17 protein-coding genes and 2 pseudogenes are annotated in these 17,125 nt (G+C 64.8%); 12 read left to right on the forward strand and 7 right to left on the reverse strand.

Features of this window, described 5'->3' with window-relative positions; genetic code table 11:
• Positions 1-19: 19 nt before the first annotated feature.
• The 10 genes and pseudogenes from ACEOAB_RS12080 to ACEOAB_RS12125 form a co-directional block, all read left to right on the forward strand.
• Positions 20-565, forward strand: coding sequence for an NADPH-dependent FMN reductase (locus ACEOAB_RS12080; protein WP_413748009.1), 546 nt, complete (start codon positions 20-22; stop codon positions 563-565).
• A 21-nt stretch (positions 566-586) separates the two neighbouring features.
• Positions 587-1,597, forward strand: coding sequence for a VOC family protein (locus ACEOAB_RS12085; protein WP_413748008.1), 1,011 nt, complete (start codon positions 587-589; stop codon positions 1,595-1,597).
• Between the two features lie 24 nt (positions 1,598-1,621).
• A complete protein-coding gene (locus ACEOAB_RS12090) occupies positions 1,622-2,149 on the forward strand; it encodes a carboxymuconolactone decarboxylase family protein (RefSeq protein WP_056594924.1) in 528 nt (175 codons plus the stop codon).
• A 24-nt stretch (positions 2,150-2,173) separates the two neighbouring features.
• On the forward strand, positions 2,174-3,394 hold the full coding sequence (locus ACEOAB_RS12095) for an amino acid ABC transporter substrate-binding protein (protein WP_413748007.1): 1,221 nt from the start codon (positions 2,174-2,176) through the stop codon (positions 3,392-3,394).
• A gap of 45 nt (positions 3,395-3,439) precedes the next feature.
• The gene (locus ACEOAB_RS12100) at positions 3,440-4,549 is read left to right on the forward strand and encodes an alcohol dehydrogenase catalytic domain-containing protein (protein WP_413748006.1); all 1,110 of its coding nucleotides are present in this window, start codon (positions 3,440-3,442) and stop codon (positions 4,547-4,549) included.
• A gap of 102 nt (positions 4,550-4,651) precedes the next feature.
• Positions 4,652-5,704 carry a LacI family DNA-binding transcriptional regulator gene (locus ACEOAB_RS12105; protein WP_056594920.1) on the forward strand — a complete coding sequence of 351 codons (1,053 nt, stop codon included), beginning with the start codon at positions 4,652-4,654 and terminating at the stop codon, positions 5,702-5,704.
• Positions 5,705-5,732: 28 nt separating this feature from the next.
• Positions 5,733-6,701 carry a C-terminal binding protein gene (locus ACEOAB_RS12110; protein WP_413748005.1) on the forward strand — a complete coding sequence of 323 codons (969 nt, stop codon included), beginning with the start codon at positions 5,733-5,735 and terminating at the stop codon, positions 6,699-6,701.
• 11 nt (positions 6,702-6,712) lie between these two features.
• On the forward strand, positions 6,713-7,750 hold the full coding sequence (locus ACEOAB_RS12115) for a phosphotransferase family protein (protein ID WP_413748004.1): 1,038 nt from the start codon (positions 6,713-6,715) through the stop codon (positions 7,748-7,750).
• Positions 7,728-8,177 carry a nitroreductase family protein gene (locus ACEOAB_RS12120; protein WP_413748003.1) on the forward strand — a complete coding sequence of 150 codons (450 nt, stop codon included), beginning with the start codon at positions 7,728-7,730 and terminating at the stop codon, positions 8,175-8,177. Before ACEOAB_RS12115 ends, ACEOAB_RS12120 begins: the two co-directional genes overlap by 23 nt.
• 86 nt (positions 8,178-8,263) lie before the next feature.
• A pseudogene (locus ACEOAB_RS12125) lies at positions 8,264-8,437 on the forward strand (transposase domain-containing protein); the annotation flags it as partial.
• 128 nt (positions 8,438-8,565) lie between these two features.
• Here ACEOAB_RS12125 and trxB read toward each other — a convergent pair.
• The 3 genes from trxB to ACEOAB_RS12140 are packed head-to-tail and all read right to left on the reverse strand — an operon-like array spanning position 8,566 to position 11,337.
• A complete protein-coding gene (gene trxB / locus ACEOAB_RS12130; RefSeq protein ID WP_413748002.1) occupies positions 8,566-9,507 on the reverse strand; it encodes a thioredoxin-disulfide reductase in 942 nt (313 codons plus the stop codon).
• A 45-nt stretch (positions 9,508-9,552) separates the two neighbouring features.
• A complete protein-coding gene (locus tag ACEOAB_RS12135; protein WP_413748001.1) occupies positions 9,553-10,305 on the reverse strand; it encodes a glutaredoxin domain-containing protein in 753 nt (250 codons plus the stop codon).
• A 60-nt stretch (positions 10,306-10,365) separates the two neighbouring features.
• Complete coding sequence (locus ACEOAB_RS12140; protein ID WP_413748000.1) at positions 10,366-11,337, reverse strand: LysR substrate-binding domain-containing protein; 972 nt, start codon at positions 11,335-11,337, stop codon at positions 10,366-10,368.
• A 130-nt stretch (positions 11,338-11,467) separates the two neighbouring features.
• On the opposite strand from ACEOAB_RS12140, the gene ACEOAB_RS12145 reads away from it, so the two are divergent.
• Positions 11,468-12,448, forward strand: a complete 981-nt coding sequence (locus tag ACEOAB_RS12145; protein WP_413747999.1) for a Bug family tripartite tricarboxylate transporter substrate binding protein — start codon at positions 11,468-11,470, stop codon at positions 12,446-12,448.
• A gap of 569 nt (positions 12,449-13,017) precedes the next feature.
• Positions 13,018-13,230, forward strand: a pseudogene (locus ACEOAB_RS12150) (acyl-CoA dehydrogenase family protein); the annotation flags it as partial.
• A gap of 687 nt (positions 13,231-13,917) precedes the next feature.
• On the opposite strand, the gene ACEOAB_RS12155 reads toward ACEOAB_RS12150, so the two are convergent.
• The 4 genes from ACEOAB_RS12155 to ACEOAB_RS12170 all read right to left on the reverse strand — a co-directional run bounded on the left by ACEOAB_RS12155 (position 13,918) and on the right by ACEOAB_RS12170 (position 17,117).
• Positions 13,918-14,709: an SDR family NAD(P)-dependent oxidoreductase gene (locus tag ACEOAB_RS12155; RefSeq protein ID WP_413747998.1), complete on the reverse strand. Its 792-nt coding sequence runs from the start codon at positions 14,707-14,709 to the stop codon at positions 13,918-13,920.
• Positions 14,706-15,215, reverse strand: coding sequence for a nuclear transport factor 2 family protein (locus ACEOAB_RS12160; protein WP_413747997.1), 510 nt, complete (start codon positions 15,213-15,215; stop codon positions 14,706-14,708). Before ACEOAB_RS12160 ends, ACEOAB_RS12155 begins: the two co-directional genes overlap by 4 nt.
• Positions 15,216-15,288: 73 nt before the next feature.
• Positions 15,289-16,146, reverse strand: a complete 858-nt coding sequence (locus ACEOAB_RS12165; protein WP_495653750.1) for an SDR family NAD(P)-dependent oxidoreductase — start codon at positions 16,144-16,146, stop codon at positions 15,289-15,291.
• A complete protein-coding gene (locus ACEOAB_RS12170; RefSeq protein WP_413751286.1) occupies positions 16,143-17,117 on the reverse strand; it encodes a Bug family tripartite tricarboxylate transporter substrate binding protein in 975 nt (324 codons plus the stop codon). Before ACEOAB_RS12170 ends, ACEOAB_RS12165 begins: the two co-directional genes overlap by 4 nt.
• Positions 17,118-17,125 lie beyond the last annotated feature (8 nt).

Below are 17,125 nucleotides of genomic sequence, written 5' to 3' on the forward strand. Positions count from 1 at the left end.
AACACACAAGGAACACGACATGAAGAAAGTCCGACTGGCCGGCATCTCCGGCAGCCTTCGCAGCGGCTCCCACAACACGGCCATCCTGCAGACGCTGCAGGAGCGCCTTGCGGACGGCGTGGAGCTCTCGCTGTTTTCGCTGGCGGACCTGCCGCTTTACAACTCCGACCTCGAGCTGGTCGAGCTTCCGCCGGCGGTGGCTGCGTTCAGGCGGGCACTGCAGGAGGCGGACGGCCTCGTCCTGTGCTCGCCGGAATACAACGGCGGTACTTCCGGCGTCCTGAAGAACGCACTGGACTGGGCTTCACGCCCGGCGAATGCATCGCCGCTCAAGGGCAAGCATGTGCTGATCATCAGCAGTTCCCCGGCGTTCACGGGCGGCGCGCGCGCGCATGCGCATCTGCGCGACACCCTTGCGAGTACGTTGTCGCGCGTGGTGGTCCATCCGCCGGTGGTGGTCGCCGGCGTTCACGAGAAGGTCAAGGAAGGCCGCTTCGTGGACGAGCCGAACATCCAGTTCGCACTTGGCGCCGTCGCCGCGCTGGTCGCGGAACTCCGCCCCTAGTCACCCAACCCGGAGCTACCCATGCTGCCCACCGTCAACCTTCGCCCTCCGTTCAACATCACGCGCGCAAGCCACGTGGTGCTTCATGCTGCCGACCTGGCGAGAAGCCGCGACTTCTACGTGAAGATCGTCGGCCTCGTCGTCACCGAGGAAACCGCAACCGAATGCTATTTGCGCGGCCTGTCGGAGGCCTGCCACCACAGCCTGGTGCTGGTGCAGGCTGACGGCGAGGCGACGTGCAGGCGCATCGGCTTTCGCGTGCAGTTCGAGGAAGATCTCGACGCCGCCTTCGAATGGTTCAAGGCCCAGGGCCTGCCCGCCGAATGGGTGGAGGTGGCGCACCAGGGGCGCACCTTGCACGTGTCCGATCCGATTGGCACCAGGCTCGAGTTGTGCGCGCAGATGAAGACCTGCGAGCGCCTGTACCTGAAGCCCGAGCTGTTCACCGGCGCCCATGCGCAGAGGCTGGACCACTTTCAGACTTTTGCACCCGACTGCCACGCGGCCTGCGCCTTCTACAGCCAGCTGGGCTTTCGCAACTCGGAGTACCTGGCCAACGGCGACAAGCTGCTTGGCGCCTTCATGTACCGCAAGGGCACGTGCCTGGATCTCGCCATCGTCGAGAACGCCGGACCGAAGCTGCACCACTTCGCCTACATCGTTCCCGAGTCGCATCACATCTTCACCGCCTGCGACCTGGCGGGGAATTTCGGCTACGCGGAGTCGATCGACCGCGGCCCGGGGCGCCACGGCCCCGGCGGCATGCTGTACGTCTACCTGCGCGATCCGGACGGGCACCGGGTGGAGCTCTGCGACGGCCACTACCAGACCATCGACGTCGAGATCGAACCGGTGCGCTGGGACGCGGCCTCGCTGAGCACCAACGTGCGATGGGGCCTGCCGGCAACCGAGCGCTGGTACTCGGAGGCGACGGCCTTCGAGGCCACGCCGACCATCGCGCCGGAGCACATGCCCAGGCCGCAGACCCTCGAGACCTACATCCAGCAAATGGCCGCCCGCAAGGCCGCCTGAACCCAAGACAGAAAGAGACGCACCATGGCACGAGTCAAATATCTCCAGCGGGCCGACAGCCCCAACCAGGCCATCTTCGATCGGCTCGAGCGCGAGCGGAAGTTGCCCACCGCCAACATCTTTCTCGCACTGACGCAGACCCCCGAACTGCTCGGCGGCTTTCTCACCTACGCCAATGCGCTGCGCAGTTCACCGTTGAGTCCGCGCCTGCGCGAACTGGCCATCCTGACTGTCGGCCATCTCACGAAGTCACGCTACGAGATCGCCCATCACCAGTCGCACGGGCTGAAGGCGGGTCTGACGCAGGCGCAGCTCGATGCCGTGCCACAGTTCGAGAGCTCGGCGCTCTACGACGCGCAGGAGCGTGCCGTCATGGCCTTCGCGAAGCAATCGACATTGCAGGTGGAGGTCGCTCCACAGACCTGGCGCGACGTGGCGGCCTTCCTGAGCCAGCCCGAGTTGATCGCGCTCGTGCTGGTGGTCGCTTGGTACAACTCCGGCGTGCGGATCATGGCCGGTCTCGATATCGAGCTCGAAGAAGGCTACCACTGAGGTGGCGGACAAAAGGAGACAAGCATGAACGCAACCGAACTCGACATGTCGCGCCGCAGCATGGTCCTCGCCGCGGGCGGGCTGATGCTGACGGCAGCCGTGCCCGGCCGCGCGCAGGGGTTCTCAGGGGCACCGATCCGCGTCGGCGGCACGCTGTCGCTGACCGGTCCCCTTGCCTCGGTCGGCGCGATCCACAAGCTGGCCGGCGAGGTCTTCGTCGATGGCATCAACAAGCGTGGCGGCCTGCTGGGGCGCAAGCTGGAGTGGGTGCTGCTGGATGACCAGTCGCAGCCGGCCAATGCCCGCACGCTGTACGAGCGGCTCGTCACCGCCGAGAAGGTCGACCTGCTGATGGGCCCCTACGGCACGAGCGCGATCATCTCGGCCATGGGCGTTGCCCAGCGCTTTGGCAAGCTGTTCATCCAGAGCAGCCTGGGGGACCCCCGGCTCGCGCCCTACGAGTTCCAATATCCCGCGCTGCCGCTGGGACCGCAGCCGCGCATCGCCGCGACCGAGGTGGTGCTCGACGCCTATGCGAGCCAGCCGTCGCCACCCAGGACCATCGCCTTCGTCACGAGCAAGTTCCCCTCGGCGCTCGATCTCGCCAAGGGCGGGCAAGAAGTGGCAGAGAAGCGCGGCCTGAAGAAGTCGCTGTCGCTCGAGTACGAGTTCGGCACGCGCGACTTCGGCGGCATCGCCGCGCGCATCAAGGATGCGAACCCCGACCTGCTCTGGTCGGGCGCCATCGGCATGGAAGCGGTGCAGATGATCGACGCGATGAAACGTATCGGCTACCTGCCCGGGCGGCACTTTCACCTGTTCCCCGCGCCCGGGCCGACTGCTGCCCATCCGAATGCGAACGGCCTCACCAGCCTGACCTGGTTCGAGGACCAGGAGCCCTTCACGCGCAATGCCGGCGCGGCCGAGTTCGTGGCGTCCTATACGCAGCGGGCCAAGGAGGCTGGCCTGCCGTATCCGGTGGCGGAGTCCCAGGCAGCGTCCGAATTCGCCGCGTGGCAGATCCTGGAGGCGGCAGTCAAAGGCGTCGGCCGAATCGACGACAAGGCGATGGCGGCTTGGCTCAAGGCCAACCAGGTGCAGACCGTCCTGGGCCCGCGCGCCTTCGACGGCAAGTTCAACAGCGGCGTGGCGGACACCAAGCTCAAGCAGGTCCAGGGCGGCAAGTGGGTCACTGTCTGGCCCGCGAAGTTCCGGCCGCCGGCCGCTACTTTCCTGGCTTCCTGAAGCCCTCTCCCAACGCCAAGAAATCATCAGAAAAAAGGACTTCACATGAGCAAGACAATGACCGCGGCACGGCTGCACGAACTCGGCAAGCCGATGACGCTCGACACCATCGCGGTACCGAAGCCGCGACCGAATGACGTGCTGGTGCGCGTCAAGGCCTGCGGCATCGTGCCGAACATGGCCAACGTCATCAACAACTGGCCGAGCTGGTTTCCACACCAGCCGCTGCCGAGGTTTCCGGCGATCTTCGGGCTGGACCCGGCCGGCGTGATCGAGGAGGTCGGAGAGGCGGTCATCCATGCGAAACCCGGCGACCGCGTCTACGTAAGCCCATTGCGTTCCTGCGGCTCGTGCAAGGCCTGTCGCGCAGGGCAGCGCAGCCAGTGCCGCTACTACACGTTGAACGGCTACTTCAGCACCAGCACGGACGGACAGCGCATCTTCGACCTGTATCCCTACGGCGGCTTCAGCGAGTACATGACCGCGCCCGAGTACGCGCTGGTCCACATCCCCGACAACCTGAGTTTCGAGCGGGCAGGGCGCTTCGGCTACCTGGGAACCTCGTACGGCGCGCTGAAGAACGCGGACGCGGGCCCCGGCCAGGTGGCGCTCATCGACGGCATCACGGGAACGCTCGGCGTGGCGGCGACCGTGCTCGGCCTGGCGATGGGCCTGTCGCGCATCCTCGGCACGGGGCGCGACGTCGAACTTCTGAAGCGCGTGAAGGCGCTGGCGCCGGACCGCATCGAAGTCATCGAGCTGGGCGAACGCTCGAGCGGCGCGTGGGCGCGGGAAATGACGGGTGGCGAGGGCGCGGATTTCGCGATCAGCGCACTGGGCGCCAAAGCGCCCGTGGCCACGATGCTCGACTCGATGAAGGGCGTGCGCCGCGGTGGCAAGGTCGTCAACGTGGGCGGGGTGGCCGACGACCTGCCGATCGACGTCAAGTGGCTGATGGACGAACAGATCCAGCTCATCGGCTCCAACTGGTTCACCACGGCGCAGGGGCAGGAGATGGCGGACATGGTCGCCACCGGAACCATTGACCTGTCCTATCTGGAGAACCGCGTGTTTCCGCTCGCGTCTGTCAACGAGGCGATCTCGGGCCTGAAAGATCGCAGCGGCGGTTTCTCCAACTACGTCGTGGTTCCTTGAGCGCTCCATGCCCGAAGCCTGCTCTCACCGCGTGACCGGTACGACCGCACTCCAGCTCTGCCTGGACTGCTATCGTTCGCGCATTGTTTGAAAGGGCTGAGCATGGTAACGATCAAGGACATTGCGGCGCGGTTGGAGGTCTCTGCCTCAACGGTAGGCCGGGCATTGGCGGACGACTCGAGGATCAGCAGCGCGATGAAGCTGAAGGTCCAGGAAGTGGCGAACGAGATCGGCTACGTCGCGAACCGCGCCGCGCGCATGATGCGCGGCGTCTCGAGCAACCTGGTGGGCCTGATCGTTCCGGACATCCGCAACAACTTCTACTCGACTATTGCGCATGCGCTGTCCCAGTGCCTGGAACAGGACGGCTTCCAGCTGGCGCTGTCGGAGACCGCCGACGACCGCGCGGTCGAACTGCGCCATGTGCGCGAGTTGATCAGCGCCAACGTGGCGGGAATGATCCTGGTGCCGAGTCCGAAGCCGCTGCCGGAGACTGCGCGCCTTCTCAAGTCGATGCCCCACATCCAGTTACTGCGCGAGCAGACGAGTCTTGGCGGGCAGTGGTTCGGGTTGGACGACACCAAGACACTGGCGTTGGCCGTCGAGCACTTGCTGCAACTGGGGCATCGGCGCATCGCCTACATCGGCCCGTCGGAAGACTTGTCCACCGGCGCCTCCCGCCTCAAGGGTTACCGCGATGGTCTGACGGCAGCCAAGCGGTGGGACGCGCAACTCGAGATGTGCGGCTCTCCCTCCGATGCCGAGTTCGGCCGCGATGCACTGCGCCGACTGCTGGCGCTGCCGAAGCCGCCCACCGGCCTGGTGCTGGGCGGCGTGCAGCACACCCACAGCGTGGTCGACGAGTGCATTGCGCTCGGAATCCGGGTGCCCGACGAACTCTCGATCGTCGGCTACGGCGACGAAGCCGGCTTCCGCTGGTGGGGTGCGGGGCTCACGACCATCAGCCTGCCGGTGTCCGAGCTGGCCACGTCCTGCGGCCTGTGGTTCATGCATCAGCTGCGGCAGCGGCCCACAGCCATGCCGCGCTATCGATCGGTCTCGTCGCCGACGCTTCTTGTGCGCGGGACCACCCGTGCGCTCACTTCGCCGCCCGCGCCTGCTGCATCCAAGCGTGCGAAGGCGGCGCCCTCATGACATTGATTTCATTGAACTGATCCATCCCATGGTCGATACCGTCCTTCTCACTGATTACGCTTGGCCCGACGACTCCATCGAGAGAGCGGTCGTGGAGGCCGCCGGCATGAAGCTGGTCACCGGTCCTGCCGCGCCGGCTGCTTCGGAGGAAATCGAAGGGCTGGTCGCCTTGCACCAGCCGGCCGGCATCATGACCTGCTGGGCAGAGGTATCGGCCAGCGCGATCTCCGCCAGCCCGTCGCTGAAGATCGTGGCGCGGCTCGGCGTGGGGCTCGACAACATAGCGGTGCAGGCCGCCACCGAGCGGGGCGTGTGGGTCACCAACGTGCCGGACTACTGTGTCGAAGAGGTGTCCGACCATGCAGTCGGATTCGTGCTTGCGTGGACGCGCGGCCTGATCCGCCTCGACCGCGAGGTGCGCGAAGGCCGGTGGGACTCTGGCAGCGCGAAGCTCAAGAGGCTGGCCGACCTGCGCTGCGGCATCGTCGGCTTCGGCCGCATCGGCAGGGCGACCGCCCGCAAGCTCGCGGCCTTCGGCTGCGGGGTGGTGGCGCACGACCCACTTCTGAAGGGCGAGTCCGGCGGCGTCGAGTGCGTCGACCTGGAAGAGCTGCTGCGGCAGTGCGACATCGTGATCGTGCACGCTCCGCTGCTACCGGGCACGCATCACCTGATCGACAGGAAGCGCCTGGCGCTGATGCCCCGGGGCGGATTGCTGATCAATGTCAGCCGCGGCGGCGTCGTCGACACTCATGCGGTGGCCGAGGCACTCCAGGGCGGCCAACTGTCGGCGGCCGGGCTCGACGTGCTGGAGACGGAGCCCGAGGTGCCGCAGGCGCTGCTGGCCCAAGAAGGCGCGATGCTGACGCCTCACGTGGCTTTCTCGTCCGATGCATCGCTCGTCGAGCTGCGCCGGCGGGCCGCGGAAGAGGTCGTGCGGGTGCTGCAGGGCAAGGCGCCGCTGGAGCCTCGCAACCATCCCGTGCCGCGTGCTTGAGGCAAACAAGCATGATCACGACAACGAACAGCCCGGACACGGCGCTCGATGGTTTCCTGGTCGCGCAAGGCCTGATCTCGCCTGACGAGAAGGCGCAATGGCGGCCGCTCGCGGGCGGCGTTTCATCCGACATCTGGCGGGTGGACATCGACGGGCGCTCGTTGTGCGTCAAGCGCGCGCTGGCCCAGCTGAAGGTCGAGGCTGACTGGAAGGCGCCGCTCTCGCGCAATGCCTACGAGTGGGAATGGATGACCTTTGCGGCGCAGCACTGTCCCGACAACGTACCGCGGCCGATTGCGCACGACGAAGCGGCCGGCCTTTTCGCGATGTCATTTCTCGAACCGGATCGCCATCCGGTCTGGAAGGATCAACTGCTGCGCGGCGAGGTCGATCCCGCGACCGCCTTCGCCGTCGGGCAGGTGCTCGGGCGGCTGCATGCCGCGAGTGCCGGGCGGGCGGACGTGGCCGAGGCCTTTGACACGGTAGACAACTTCTACGCCCTCCGGCTCGAGCCCTACCTGGTGGTGGCCGCAAATCGCCACCCCGAACTGGCGCCCGTGCTCCTCGAACTTGTGGCGAAAACGGCCGGCACTCAATATGCGCTGGTCCATGGCGACGTGAGTCCGAAGAACATTCTTGTCGGGCCGAGTGGACCTGTGTTGCTCGACGCGGAGTGCGCCTGGTACGGCGACCCCGCCTTCGATCTCGCGTTCTGCCTGAATCACCTGCTGCTCAAGGGTGTCGTCCGGCGAGATGCGCTTTTGCAGCTCTCCGCGTCATTCGACGCGTTGTTGCAAGGCTATCTCGAGCAGCTGAACTGGGAGTCGGCGGAAAGACTGGAGACGCGCGCGGCGCGCTTGCTGCCGGCGCTCATGCTCGCGCGGGTGGACGGGAAGTCTCCTGTCGAATACATCACCGAGGAGGCTACGCGCGACTTGATCCGAACCTTCGCCTCGCAGTTGCTTCGCGATCCGGTCCCGGCGCTTTCAGAGCTAAGAAACACCTGGAACGAAGCGGTGCGGTCGAATGCACGTGGGCCTTTGCCGTAACCGTAGAAGAATCGAACTCGGTTTGCGTAGAGATGACGAGACGCGGGCTTATTTTCAGCCGGCGCCAGGGCGTCACTTGGGACGAGGCGCAGAACGCTGCCAAGGCCTGGTGCCAGTCCATCTTCGAGACCTATTGCTGGACGAAGACCAGACGCGAGCCGGCCGCGAACTCAACTTCGCGCATGCGGCCCGCCAGGCTTACATCGGGCTGGCCGCGGCACTGATTGCAGCGGCGCACGAAGAAGTGGACAGCACCCCCATGGAGGGCTTCGACCCCGCGGCGCTCGACGACATCCTGGACCTGCGCTCACGCGGCTTGCGCAGCGTCGCCATCCTGCCCGTGGGCTATCGCGTGGCGGACGAAGACTGGCTGGTCAACCTCACCAAGGTGCGCCGGCCGCGTGACCAGTTCGTGACGGAAGTCTGAGGCGACGTCGAGCGATCAGCCTGCGTGACTCGGAGGAGGGCTATGCAGGCGGCTCAGGTTTGAGCATGCGGCCGCCGTAGCAGTAGGGCAGCGAACTGGCTGGTCAACGTGCTGCGGCCGTGATGAGTCTCGTGCGGTCGGCCAAGATGCATGGCCACGATCCGTGGACTTACCTCAAAGACTTCATCACCTGGCTGCCGAATCAACTGAACAGCCGCATCGACGAACTGCTCCCACACTACGGGCAACCCGCAGCCTGATCAGCAAAACGCATACGAGGCTCCGCCAACTGTCGTCAAGACGGGACCCTGAGCCGCTTGCCGCGTTTCCACGAAGCACGGCCTTTGAATTCTGCGCCGGACGGGCTGCGCTCTATGCCATGACGCGTTCAGAAATCCAAAAACCGTTGAGCATCCAGGGCGGCCATGCAGCCGCTTCCCGCGCTGGTGACCGCCTGCCGGTAGATATGGTCCTGAACGTCGCCTGCGGCGAATACGCCGGGGACGCTGGTCATGGTGGCGTAGCCATCCTGCGCCGCCCGAGTTTTGATGTAGCCATCGGCCATCGATAGCTGGCCATCGAAGAGGGCCGTATTGGGCTGGTGTCCGATCGCGACAAAGCAGCCCTTGACTTCGACCAGCTCGCTGGTGGCGCGCACTTGGTCGCGCAGTTGTATGCCAGTGACGCCGTCGTCATCACCCACCACCTGCTCGACCACGCAGTTGACCTTCAGTTCGACCTTGCCCTCTTCGATCTTCTTGTGCAGTCGGTCCAGGAGGATCGGCTCGGCCCGGAACTTCTCGCGCCGGTGAATCAGAGTGACTTTCTTGGCAATGTTTGTCATGTAGAGAGCCTCCTCCACAGCGCTGTTTCCCCCACCCACGACACAGACATCCTGATCCACGAAGAAGAATCCGTCGCAGGTCGCACATCCCGAAACGCCGCGGCCGAGAAACGCTTGCTCCGAGGGCAACCCCAGGTATTTGGCCGATGCGCCGGTGGCAATGATGAGTGCGTCGCAGGAGTAGGAGCCGCTGTCCCCCGTGAGCACGAATGGCCGGCTTTGCAGATCCACGTTCAGGATGTGGTCGACCACCACGCGCGTATTGAAGCGCTCTGCATGCTGCAAGAACCGCTCCATCAACTGCGGCCCCATTACGCCTTGGACGTCGGCAGGCCAGTTCTCCACGTCCGTGGTCGTCGTGAGCTGGCCGCCCTGCACGTTTCCGGTGATGAGCATGGGAGCGAGATTTGCTCTCGCTGCATAAATGGCGGCGGTGTAGCCGGCAGGGCCCGAGCCCAGAATGATCAGTTTGGAGTGCTTAGCCATGAGGAAGTCACAAACAAGAGGTGCGCAAAGGTGGTTCGAACGGGCTTATTCCCAGAGCCCTTTAGGCACCGGCAGTCCCTCCAGAACTTCCTCGGTCAGCTGCTGCTCGACAGGGATGCCGTTTTCCTTGCTCCACCAGAGGAGTTGACGCGTGTGCTGGGCGCTGTGCCAGGTTGAGCGTTCCAGAAAGGAATGCATGGAATGCACGCCATAGAACATCTTCAACGGTTGCGTGCAGCTTTGATCTTCGAGGGTATCCCACCACTGGGCCACACGCTTCTTCTTGTCTTCCGCATAGGCGAGGATGCCGGGGATATCAATTTCTGGCGGCGCATCGACGTTCGCAACGACGGTCCAGTCCTCCAGGCCGTCGTTCACAACCTGCAGAAAGGCATCCGGCACCTGGAAGATGTGATATGACACATCACGAACCGTCCGAGCACGGGGGGGCGCCGGCCGTACATCCAGCATATCGGCAGGGATCTTCGAAATGGCAAGCGTGGCGATCTCCATGATCTTCTTCCAGCGCTCCACGAGCACTTCGGGAGGCAGGACATCGGCGAGGTGCTCGATACCAACGAACTTGGCGACGTCGTCCAGCGATTGTGCGAACGTGAACTCCTGGCCACGAACGACCACGGGAATGGATCGTGCCCCCAGAGAAGCCAAAAATTTCATGGCAGCGGGGTTGGTGGCGACGTTGATCGACTCAAAGGGTACTCCCTTGCGAGTCAGAAACTCCTTGACCCTGACGCAGCTGGAGCACCCAGTTGTCCAGTAAACGCTGATGTCTTCCATGATGCAGCCCGCTTGAGTGGTGAAGGCCTCACTTTAGGGAGTGCATCGCCACGGCGCTATTCAATGTGCAGAGGGGCCCTTCGTTGAAGTCGATGGCGCGTCCGAGACGGGACGGATGCCGATCCATCTGCCGTCCTGCAATGCCTCTTGAATCAGGTTTTCCAACAGCTCGTAGACGGCGGTCGCCGTCGCTCCCAAGGGTAGATGCTCGGACGTGCACAGCACCACGTTTCTGGAAATGTCCAGTGAATTGATGACCAGCGAGCGGTCGGCCCGGCTCTTAAGATGCTTCTGCAGGGCGGATGCGGGCAGGATCGTGTGGGCGTTGCCGGTTTCAACGGCATCAATCAGGGTTCGAAGGGAATCAACCTCGGCAAGCGGCTCCACGCTGACACCGTGGGCGGCCAGTCCGGCTTGCACGAGTCTTCTCATCCCCGTCTGGCTGCTTGAAAGGAACAACGGATACTGCGCGACATCGGCGATTGACAGTCCTCGTTCCTGCGGCTTTATTCCCGATTTGGCAGGGGACACGAGGTAAATCATCTCGTTGAAAAGTGGCTGTTCCACGATCCCAGGCGATGGCTCGAATTGGTAGGTGACTGTCATATCAAGCCTCCCCTGTAGCACCATCTCCTTTAAGAGGTAGCTCATACCTTCGGCCAGATGAAGCCTCACTTGGGGCATTCGCGTGCGCGCTGCCACCAAAAGATTGATCGCAAGAAGGTCCTGCAAGACCACCGGCAGCCCTAACGAGGCGGGCCCGCTCACGTCGGCAGCCGATCGTTCCACGTCCTGCGCCGCACGCTCGACCTGGCGCAGGATTGCGACCGCGTGCTTGTAAAGGGTCTGACCGGCCTGGGTCGGGGAGACCCCAGTCGAACGCCTGATCAACAGCTTTTGCCGCAGGCGGGTTTCAAGAGTCGAAATTTGCAGGCTGAGGGCCGACTGAGCAACATTGAGCTCCACCGAAGCCCGCGACATGCTGCGTTGTTCGACGATCTTGACGAAATACTTGAGCTGACGAAGGTCCATGTAGCGATCCTGAGTTTGAGAAACCGTACGCCATCTTCAGTTTCGATCCGGGGATATTTCGATTGAATAGCGGACGACCTTAGCGAACACGATACTCACGTCGCATACCGCCACCACTATAAGGCCCAAGATGAGACAAGCTCCTGTGATTCGCCGTCGTACCCTGTTGGCTGCAGGCACCGCAGCCTTCGGATTGTGTGTCTTGCCCGCCTTCTCGCAGAACGCCAAATCACTGCGGCTCGTCGTTCCATATCCGCCAGGTGGCGCCGTCGACGCGACGGCCAGATTGCTGGCCGAAAAGCTGCCGGCCATGCTGCAAGGCAGGACGGTGATAGTCGACAACCGTCCAGGCGCTGGCGGCAATATCGCTGCCGCCCTGGTGGCGAAGTCCGAATCAGACGGCAGCACCGTGCTGGTCACTTCGAACAACCATACGATCAACCTTTCCCTGTACCAAAAGCCGGGATATGTTCTTGATGAGTTCGCACCGATCGCGCAGATCGGCGTGACGGCGTTTGTGATCGTTGCGCATCCGTCGACCAAGTTCAAGACATTGGGCGACATGCTGACTGCAGCCCGTGCCAAGCCGAACTCGATCTCCTTCGGTACGGGCGGCAATGGGCATCCTGCGCATCTCGCGACCGAGTTGCTGAAGGAACGCGCCAAGGTCTCCATGCAACACGTTCCGTACAAGGGCTCTGGGCCACTTACGAGTGATCTGCTAGGCGGTCAACTGCCGGTCGGCGTCATCTCCGTCGTGGCGGCCCAACCTTTCGTGGCCTCCGGGCAACTCATCGGTCTGGCTGTGACGACCAAAGACCGCTGGCCCGATCTGCCGAAGGTTCCGACGGTAGAAGAATCGGGCTTTCCGGGCTACGAGTACAGCGGTTGGATCGGGTTACTTGGCAGAACGGGGATGCCGGAGGCCGAAATTGTGGCCCTCGAAAAGCAGTTGCTTGCGATCGCTGCAACCGAAGAAGCGCGCACAAGGCTGCACAGGCAAGGCATCGTCGCTGTGCCCAAGGGGAGGACCGAGTTCAAAGCAGCGATCGCCCAAGACGCCGTTGCGAACCGCGAGCTCATCAAGTCCGCTGGCGTGCAGATCGACTGACTACATACGCGGCCCACCTGATTCAATGGGCTTCCGGTGCCGCTTTCGCCACACCGCCTTGTTGGCGCCTTTAACGATCCATCGTACACACGGCGGCAAAAATTCCATCTCCGCCAACGTCGCGCGCCAAGAGCGCGCGAGGGCGCGAATTTCGATCGGAGGTGCTCGCCGCGACACGGGGCAAACTATCGGCCCCACCTGGATCTTGGCGAAGCGGCCGTGAAAGTAGCCGACATCTTCTACGGCCCGCACACGGGCCGCAGGGGACGAGAACTCGCTGCACCACGACGCAGACTTCGCACGCAGCACGCAGCACGTGGCACGTGGCACGTAGCGCGCGGCCGGGCTGAGGCGTTTGCTGACCGTCGGCGGTTGTGGTGTGTTGGGGCGCCTCGCCGACAGCGACGCTTTTCCGGCTGCGTTTCTCCCAAAGGTAAACGTGCATGAAGAAGCAGTGGCCTTGCCGGCCGCCTCTCACATGACCTGGACATGTTTTTCGCCCCCCGAACAGATTGGCCCCGGGAAGCGGACCGGTATCGTTTGGCGACCGCGGCGCTGGTACGCGATGCGGCCGGCCGTGCCTGAAGGAAGCGGCGATGGCCAAGCTCTTCGCAAGCGAGATGGCCGAGCGCGTGTGCAGCGCTGCCATCCAGACGCTGGGCGGCTACGGCTACGTGAACGATTTTCCTCTGAAGCGCATCTACCGCGATGTGCGCGTGTGCCAGATCTACGAAGGCACGTCGGACATCCAGAAGCTGTTGATCCAGCGCGCGCTTGCCTAACTCGCCACCGTGCAAAGTCTTGATACGCAGGCGCGACTTAAACAATCAATTTGGAGGTTAGCGATAGATGCGCCGTTGCCACGAAGCGAAGAAGCTTGCCGGAGTCCTGCGAGCCTCATTGGAGGAGGTCGTCGCTGCAGAGGATATATGTTACGAAGGACAGCCAATCAAGGTATTGCCACGCACGTGTGAGCAGGTCCAATCGGTCGTGCGCGTGTGCAGCTTCCACAGGGTGTCGTGGTCGCTCGAGATCGGCCCAAAGCCTCTTGAGGATTCAGAGATGTGCAGGGTCGACGTCGTACTCTCTCTAGCCATGCTGCTTGGGAGCAACAACTCCATGCGCTAGGCCGCTAGCCGTAGAAATGAGCTAGCGCGTCTCCTCACGCGTCCGGCAATCCTCCCTGCTGTAGCGAAGCAGCCAAGAGCGGCCGCCCTTGGGGGCAATCTGCAGGTACAGGCCGCGCCCGTCGAGGTAGGTAGTTGTGGACCGCGCGGCGATGCGTTCCTGCAGTCCATCGCCGCTCGACCAGCCCGCAGCAACAGGCGGGCATCTACCTGGAGACATATTCATGAAGCCTTGGGTTCCAAGCTCCTCGCATCGTTGCCCTGGCCAACAAGCTCGGCAAACTCTCTCGCGTGCTGGTTGGCCTGGGCGCTACTTCCATCGACGACGGCTTCCTTTCTTTGCTACCGCGCGGTGGCCCCGCCGTCGACAGGGATGATCGCCCCGGTCATGTAGCTGGAAGCGGGCGAGGCCAGCAGCAGGGCCAGTCCCTTGATCTCGTCGACCTGGGCCACACGGCCCATCGGAATATGCGTGCGCATCCGTTCGGCCGACTCAGGAAGGCGCAGGCGACCGCCGTTGATGTTCGTGGCAAAGGGGCCAGGCGCGATGGCGTTCACCAGCACGTTGTGCGGCGCCAGCTCGATGGCGGCCTGCCTGACCAGGTTGTTCGCGGCTGCCTTCGACGTGACATAGGCGTAGCCGGAGAGCGACTCCGAGCGCAGGCCCGCGATCGAGGTGGTCACGACGATGCGCCCCTCCCGGCGCGGCTTCATGTGCCGCGCCGCCGCGCGCACGGTGTGCAGGACGCCGTCGAGGTTGATGCGCAGGACCTTGTCCCAGTGCGCGAGGTCGATGTTCTCCAACTGGCCCGCCTCCACGACGAAGCCGCGTCCGGCGCTGATGCCCGCGTTCGCGAACACGCAGTCGATGGCGCCGTGGCGCGCGGCCATGCCGTCCACCAGCGCATCCACCGCCGCTGCGTCGGCGACGTCCAGCACCGCGCCTTCCACCAGTGGATAGCGCGACTTCAGGTTCTGCACCTGGGTGTCCAGCGCCTGCGCGTCCATGTCCGTCATGAGCGTGCGCGCGCCGGCCTCGAGCATCGTCTCGGCGTATGCCAGTCCGAGGCCGCTGGCGGCACCCGTAACCAGGACGCTGCGGCCCGTGAGATCGAAGAGTGAAACCAGGCTCATGCGGCCTCCGCGTTCTTCTTCACCGGGAGCAGGGTCTCCCAGTGTTCGGCCGCCTCGATCATGTAGTGGACCGTCAGCACCACCTTCTTGAAGAGCCACCGGCCGTCGATGCGCACGTAGTTGTCGTCGAAGCGGCCCACCACGTAGAAGCTCTTGCCGCCGTGCACGGGGCGGCCGTCGAGATAGGACTGGCCCGTGCCCGTGTCGCCGTCGATGCTCACCTCGTGCTGGTGGATGAACTGCCGCGCGTACTGCACAGGAAAGTTCTCGAAGAAGGTGCGGATGGCCTCGCGCCCGAACACCTCGGGGCGTGCGTTGTAGATGATGCTGGCGTCCGGCGCGAACAGTTCGTGCAGGCGGGGGCCCTGGTCCTCGTTCACCAGCATGTGGTAGCGCGCACGCAGGGCGCGGATCGCCTCCACGCTTTCGAGTTCGTCGACGCGGCGCTGCAGGGCCTGCAGCTGCTGCGCGATCTGCGCGAGCGTGTCGCTGGGTTCGGTGTTCATTTCGAAGTCTCCTGGAGAAAGTGCCCGACCCTGCTGTGCAGGGCCGGTGCGGTGATGGACGAAGTGCGCCGCCTCATCCCGCATCGGGATGCTGCTTGCCGAAGTCGTCGAGGATCGCGTGCATGCGCTTTTCGACCGAAACGCCCGTGTGGGCGTGCGGTATGACGTAGAAGCGCCCCGCGCGGACGGCCGCCAGCGTCGCGGAGGCGACGTCTGTCGCGTCGATGGGGGATGCCGCCATGCCCGCGCGCACCCGCTCGTCATACGCCGCTGCGGGCGCGATGGTGTCTGCGAGGGCGCCCGGCCGGTTGCGCTGCGACACGTGGATGCCGGTGGGCAGCAGCGAGGGGCAGACCACGGTCACGCCGATCGGCGAACCGGCCTGCTCCAGGTCGCGCGCTAAGCATTCCGAGAAGGCCACCACCGCGTGCTTGCTCGCGCTGTACACGGCGGAGCCCGCCAGCGTCGCGAGCCCGGCCGCGGAGGCCGTGTTGATCACGTGGGCGGGCCGGCCGCGGGCCCCCCTGCGCGGAACGAAGCTGCGCACCCCGTTGGCCACCCCCACTACGTTCACGCCCAGCACCCACTGCCAGTCGGCTTCGGTGGCGGCCCAGGCCGGCCCGAGCACGGCGACGCCCGCGTTGTTGAAGAGCCAGTCGACGCCGCCGAAGCGGTCGTCGCAGGCCTGCGCGAAGGTTTCGACGTCGGCGGCTCGGCTCACGTCGCACCGCTGCGCCAGCGTGGGCACGCCCATCGACCGGACGAGCGCCTCGGTGGCTGCGAGTGCCTCGACCTCCACGTCGGCGAGCGCCACGGCCATGCCTTCGCCCGCGCAGGCCAGGGCCAGCGCGCGGCCTATGCCGCTGCCGGCGCCGGTGACGGCGGCCACCGCGGGTGCGGCGAGCGTGTGCGGTGTGGACGCCGCGCTCATTCCAGCGTCACCCCTGCCGTGCGCAGGACTTCGGTCCACTTGACCGCCTCCCGGGCCACATAGGCCTGGAACTCGGCATGCGGCATGTCGATGATGAAGCCTCCCGCCGATTCGAGCGTGTTCTTGACTTCCTGCGAACGCAGGGCTTCCGAGGTCTTCACCGACAGGCGCCTGACGATGTGCTCCGGCGTCTTCGCAGGCGCGAAGAACCCGCCCCATGTCAGCGACTCGACACCCGGAAAGCCGGCCTCGGCCATGGTCGGCACCTCCGGCAGCATCGGCATGCGCTGGCCGCGCGTGACCGCCAGCGCGCGCAGCTTGCCGCTTCGGATGTGCGGCGCCGCGGTCTGGACGAAGTCGAACATCGCATCGACGTTGCCCGAGACGAGGTCGACCAGTGCTGCCGAAGTCGCCTTGTACGGCACGTGCGTGAAGCGCGCGCCGGTGCGCGTCTGCAGCAGCTCCAGGCACAGGTGCCCGCCGGTGCCGTTGCCGCCCGAGCCGAAGTTGAGCTTGCCCGGATTCTTCTTCGCGAGCTCCACCAGCTCGGTCACCGAGCCGACGCCGAGCTTGGGGTTGACCACCAGCACGTTCGGGTTGCCCGACAGGCCGTGGATTGCCACGAAGTCCTTCACCGGGTCGTAGCGGATCGTCTTGTACAGCGCGCTGTTGGTGCCCTGGGTGCCTTGCGTGCCCAGCAGCAGCGTGTAGCCGTCGGGCGCCGCGCGCGAGACGAACTCTGCGCCGATCGAGCCGCTCACGCCGACCTTGTTGTCGATCACGATGGGCTGGCCCAGGCGGGCGGCGAGCACGCGCGCGATCACACGGGCCTGCAGGTCGACGACGCTGCCTGCCGAGAAGGGGACCACCAGCGTGATGGGCCTGGAGGGATAGGTTTCCTGCGCGCGCAGCACTGGAGCGAGCGGGAGCAGGCCGGTAGCGAAGGTGAATTGCCGGCGGTTGAGGGTCATGCGTGTCT

It is taken from the genome of Variovorax sp. Varisp53 (genome assembly GCF_059491555.1).

Bases quoted from the DNA above. Each gene is read 5' to 3' on its own strand.
- ACEOAB_RS12080 (WP_413748009.1), top strand. From the start codon at position 20: ATGAAGAAAGTCCGACTGGCCGGCATCTCCGGCAGCCTTCGCAGCGGC.
- ACEOAB_RS12085 (WP_413748008.1), top strand. From the start codon at position 587: ATGCTGCCCACCGTCAACCTTCGCCCTCCGTTCAACATCACGCGCGCA.
- ACEOAB_RS12090 (WP_056594924.1), top strand. From the start codon at position 1,622: ATGGCACGAGTCAAATATCTCCAGCGGGCCGACAGCCCCAACCAGGCC.
- ACEOAB_RS12095 (WP_413748007.1), top strand. From the start codon at position 2,174: ATGAACGCAACCGAACTCGACATGTCGCGCCGCAGCATGGTCCTCGCC.
- ACEOAB_RS12100 (WP_413748006.1), top strand. From the start codon at position 3,440: ATGAGCAAGACAATGACCGCGGCACGGCTGCACGAACTCGGCAAGCCG.
- ACEOAB_RS12105 (WP_056594920.1), top strand. From the start codon at position 4,652: ATGGTAACGATCAAGGACATTGCGGCGCGGTTGGAGGTCTCTGCCTCA.
- ACEOAB_RS12110 (WP_413748005.1), top strand. From the start codon at position 5,733: ATGGTCGATACCGTCCTTCTCACTGATTACGCTTGGCCCGACGACTCC.
- ACEOAB_RS12115 (WP_413748004.1), top strand. From the start codon at position 6,713: ATGATCACGACAACGAACAGCCCGGACACGGCGCTCGATGGTTTCCTG.
- ACEOAB_RS12120 (WP_413748003.1), top strand. From the start codon at position 7,728: ATGCACGTGGGCCTTTGCCGTAACCGTAGAAGAATCGAACTCGGTTTG.
- trxB (WP_413748002.1), bottom strand. From the start codon at position 9,507: ATGGCTAAGCACTCCAAACTGATCATTCTGGGCTCGGGCCCTGCCGGC.
- ACEOAB_RS12135 (WP_413748001.1), bottom strand. From the start codon at position 10,305: ATGGAAGACATCAGCGTTTACTGGACAACTGGGTGCTCCAGCTGCGTC.
- ACEOAB_RS12140 (WP_413748000.1), bottom strand. From the start codon at position 11,337: ATGGACCTTCGTCAGCTCAAGTATTTCGTCAAGATCGTCGAACAACGC.
- ACEOAB_RS12145 (WP_413747999.1), top strand. From the start codon at position 11,468: ATGAGACAAGCTCCTGTGATTCGCCGTCGTACCCTGTTGGCTGCAGGC.
- ACEOAB_RS12155 (WP_413747998.1), bottom strand. From the start codon at position 14,709: ATGAGCCTGGTTTCACTCTTCGATCTCACGGGCCGCAGCGTCCTGGTT.
- ACEOAB_RS12160 (WP_413747997.1), bottom strand. From the start codon at position 15,215: ATGAACACCGAACCCAGCGACACGCTCGCGCAGATCGCGCAGCAGCTG.
- ACEOAB_RS12165 (WP_495653750.1), bottom strand. From the start codon at position 16,146: ATGAGCGCGGCGTCCACACCGCACACGCTCGCCGCACCCGCGGTGGCC.
- ACEOAB_RS12170 (WP_413751286.1), bottom strand. From the start codon at position 17,117: ATGACCCTCAACCGCCGGCAATTCACCTTCGCTACCGGCCTGCTCCCG.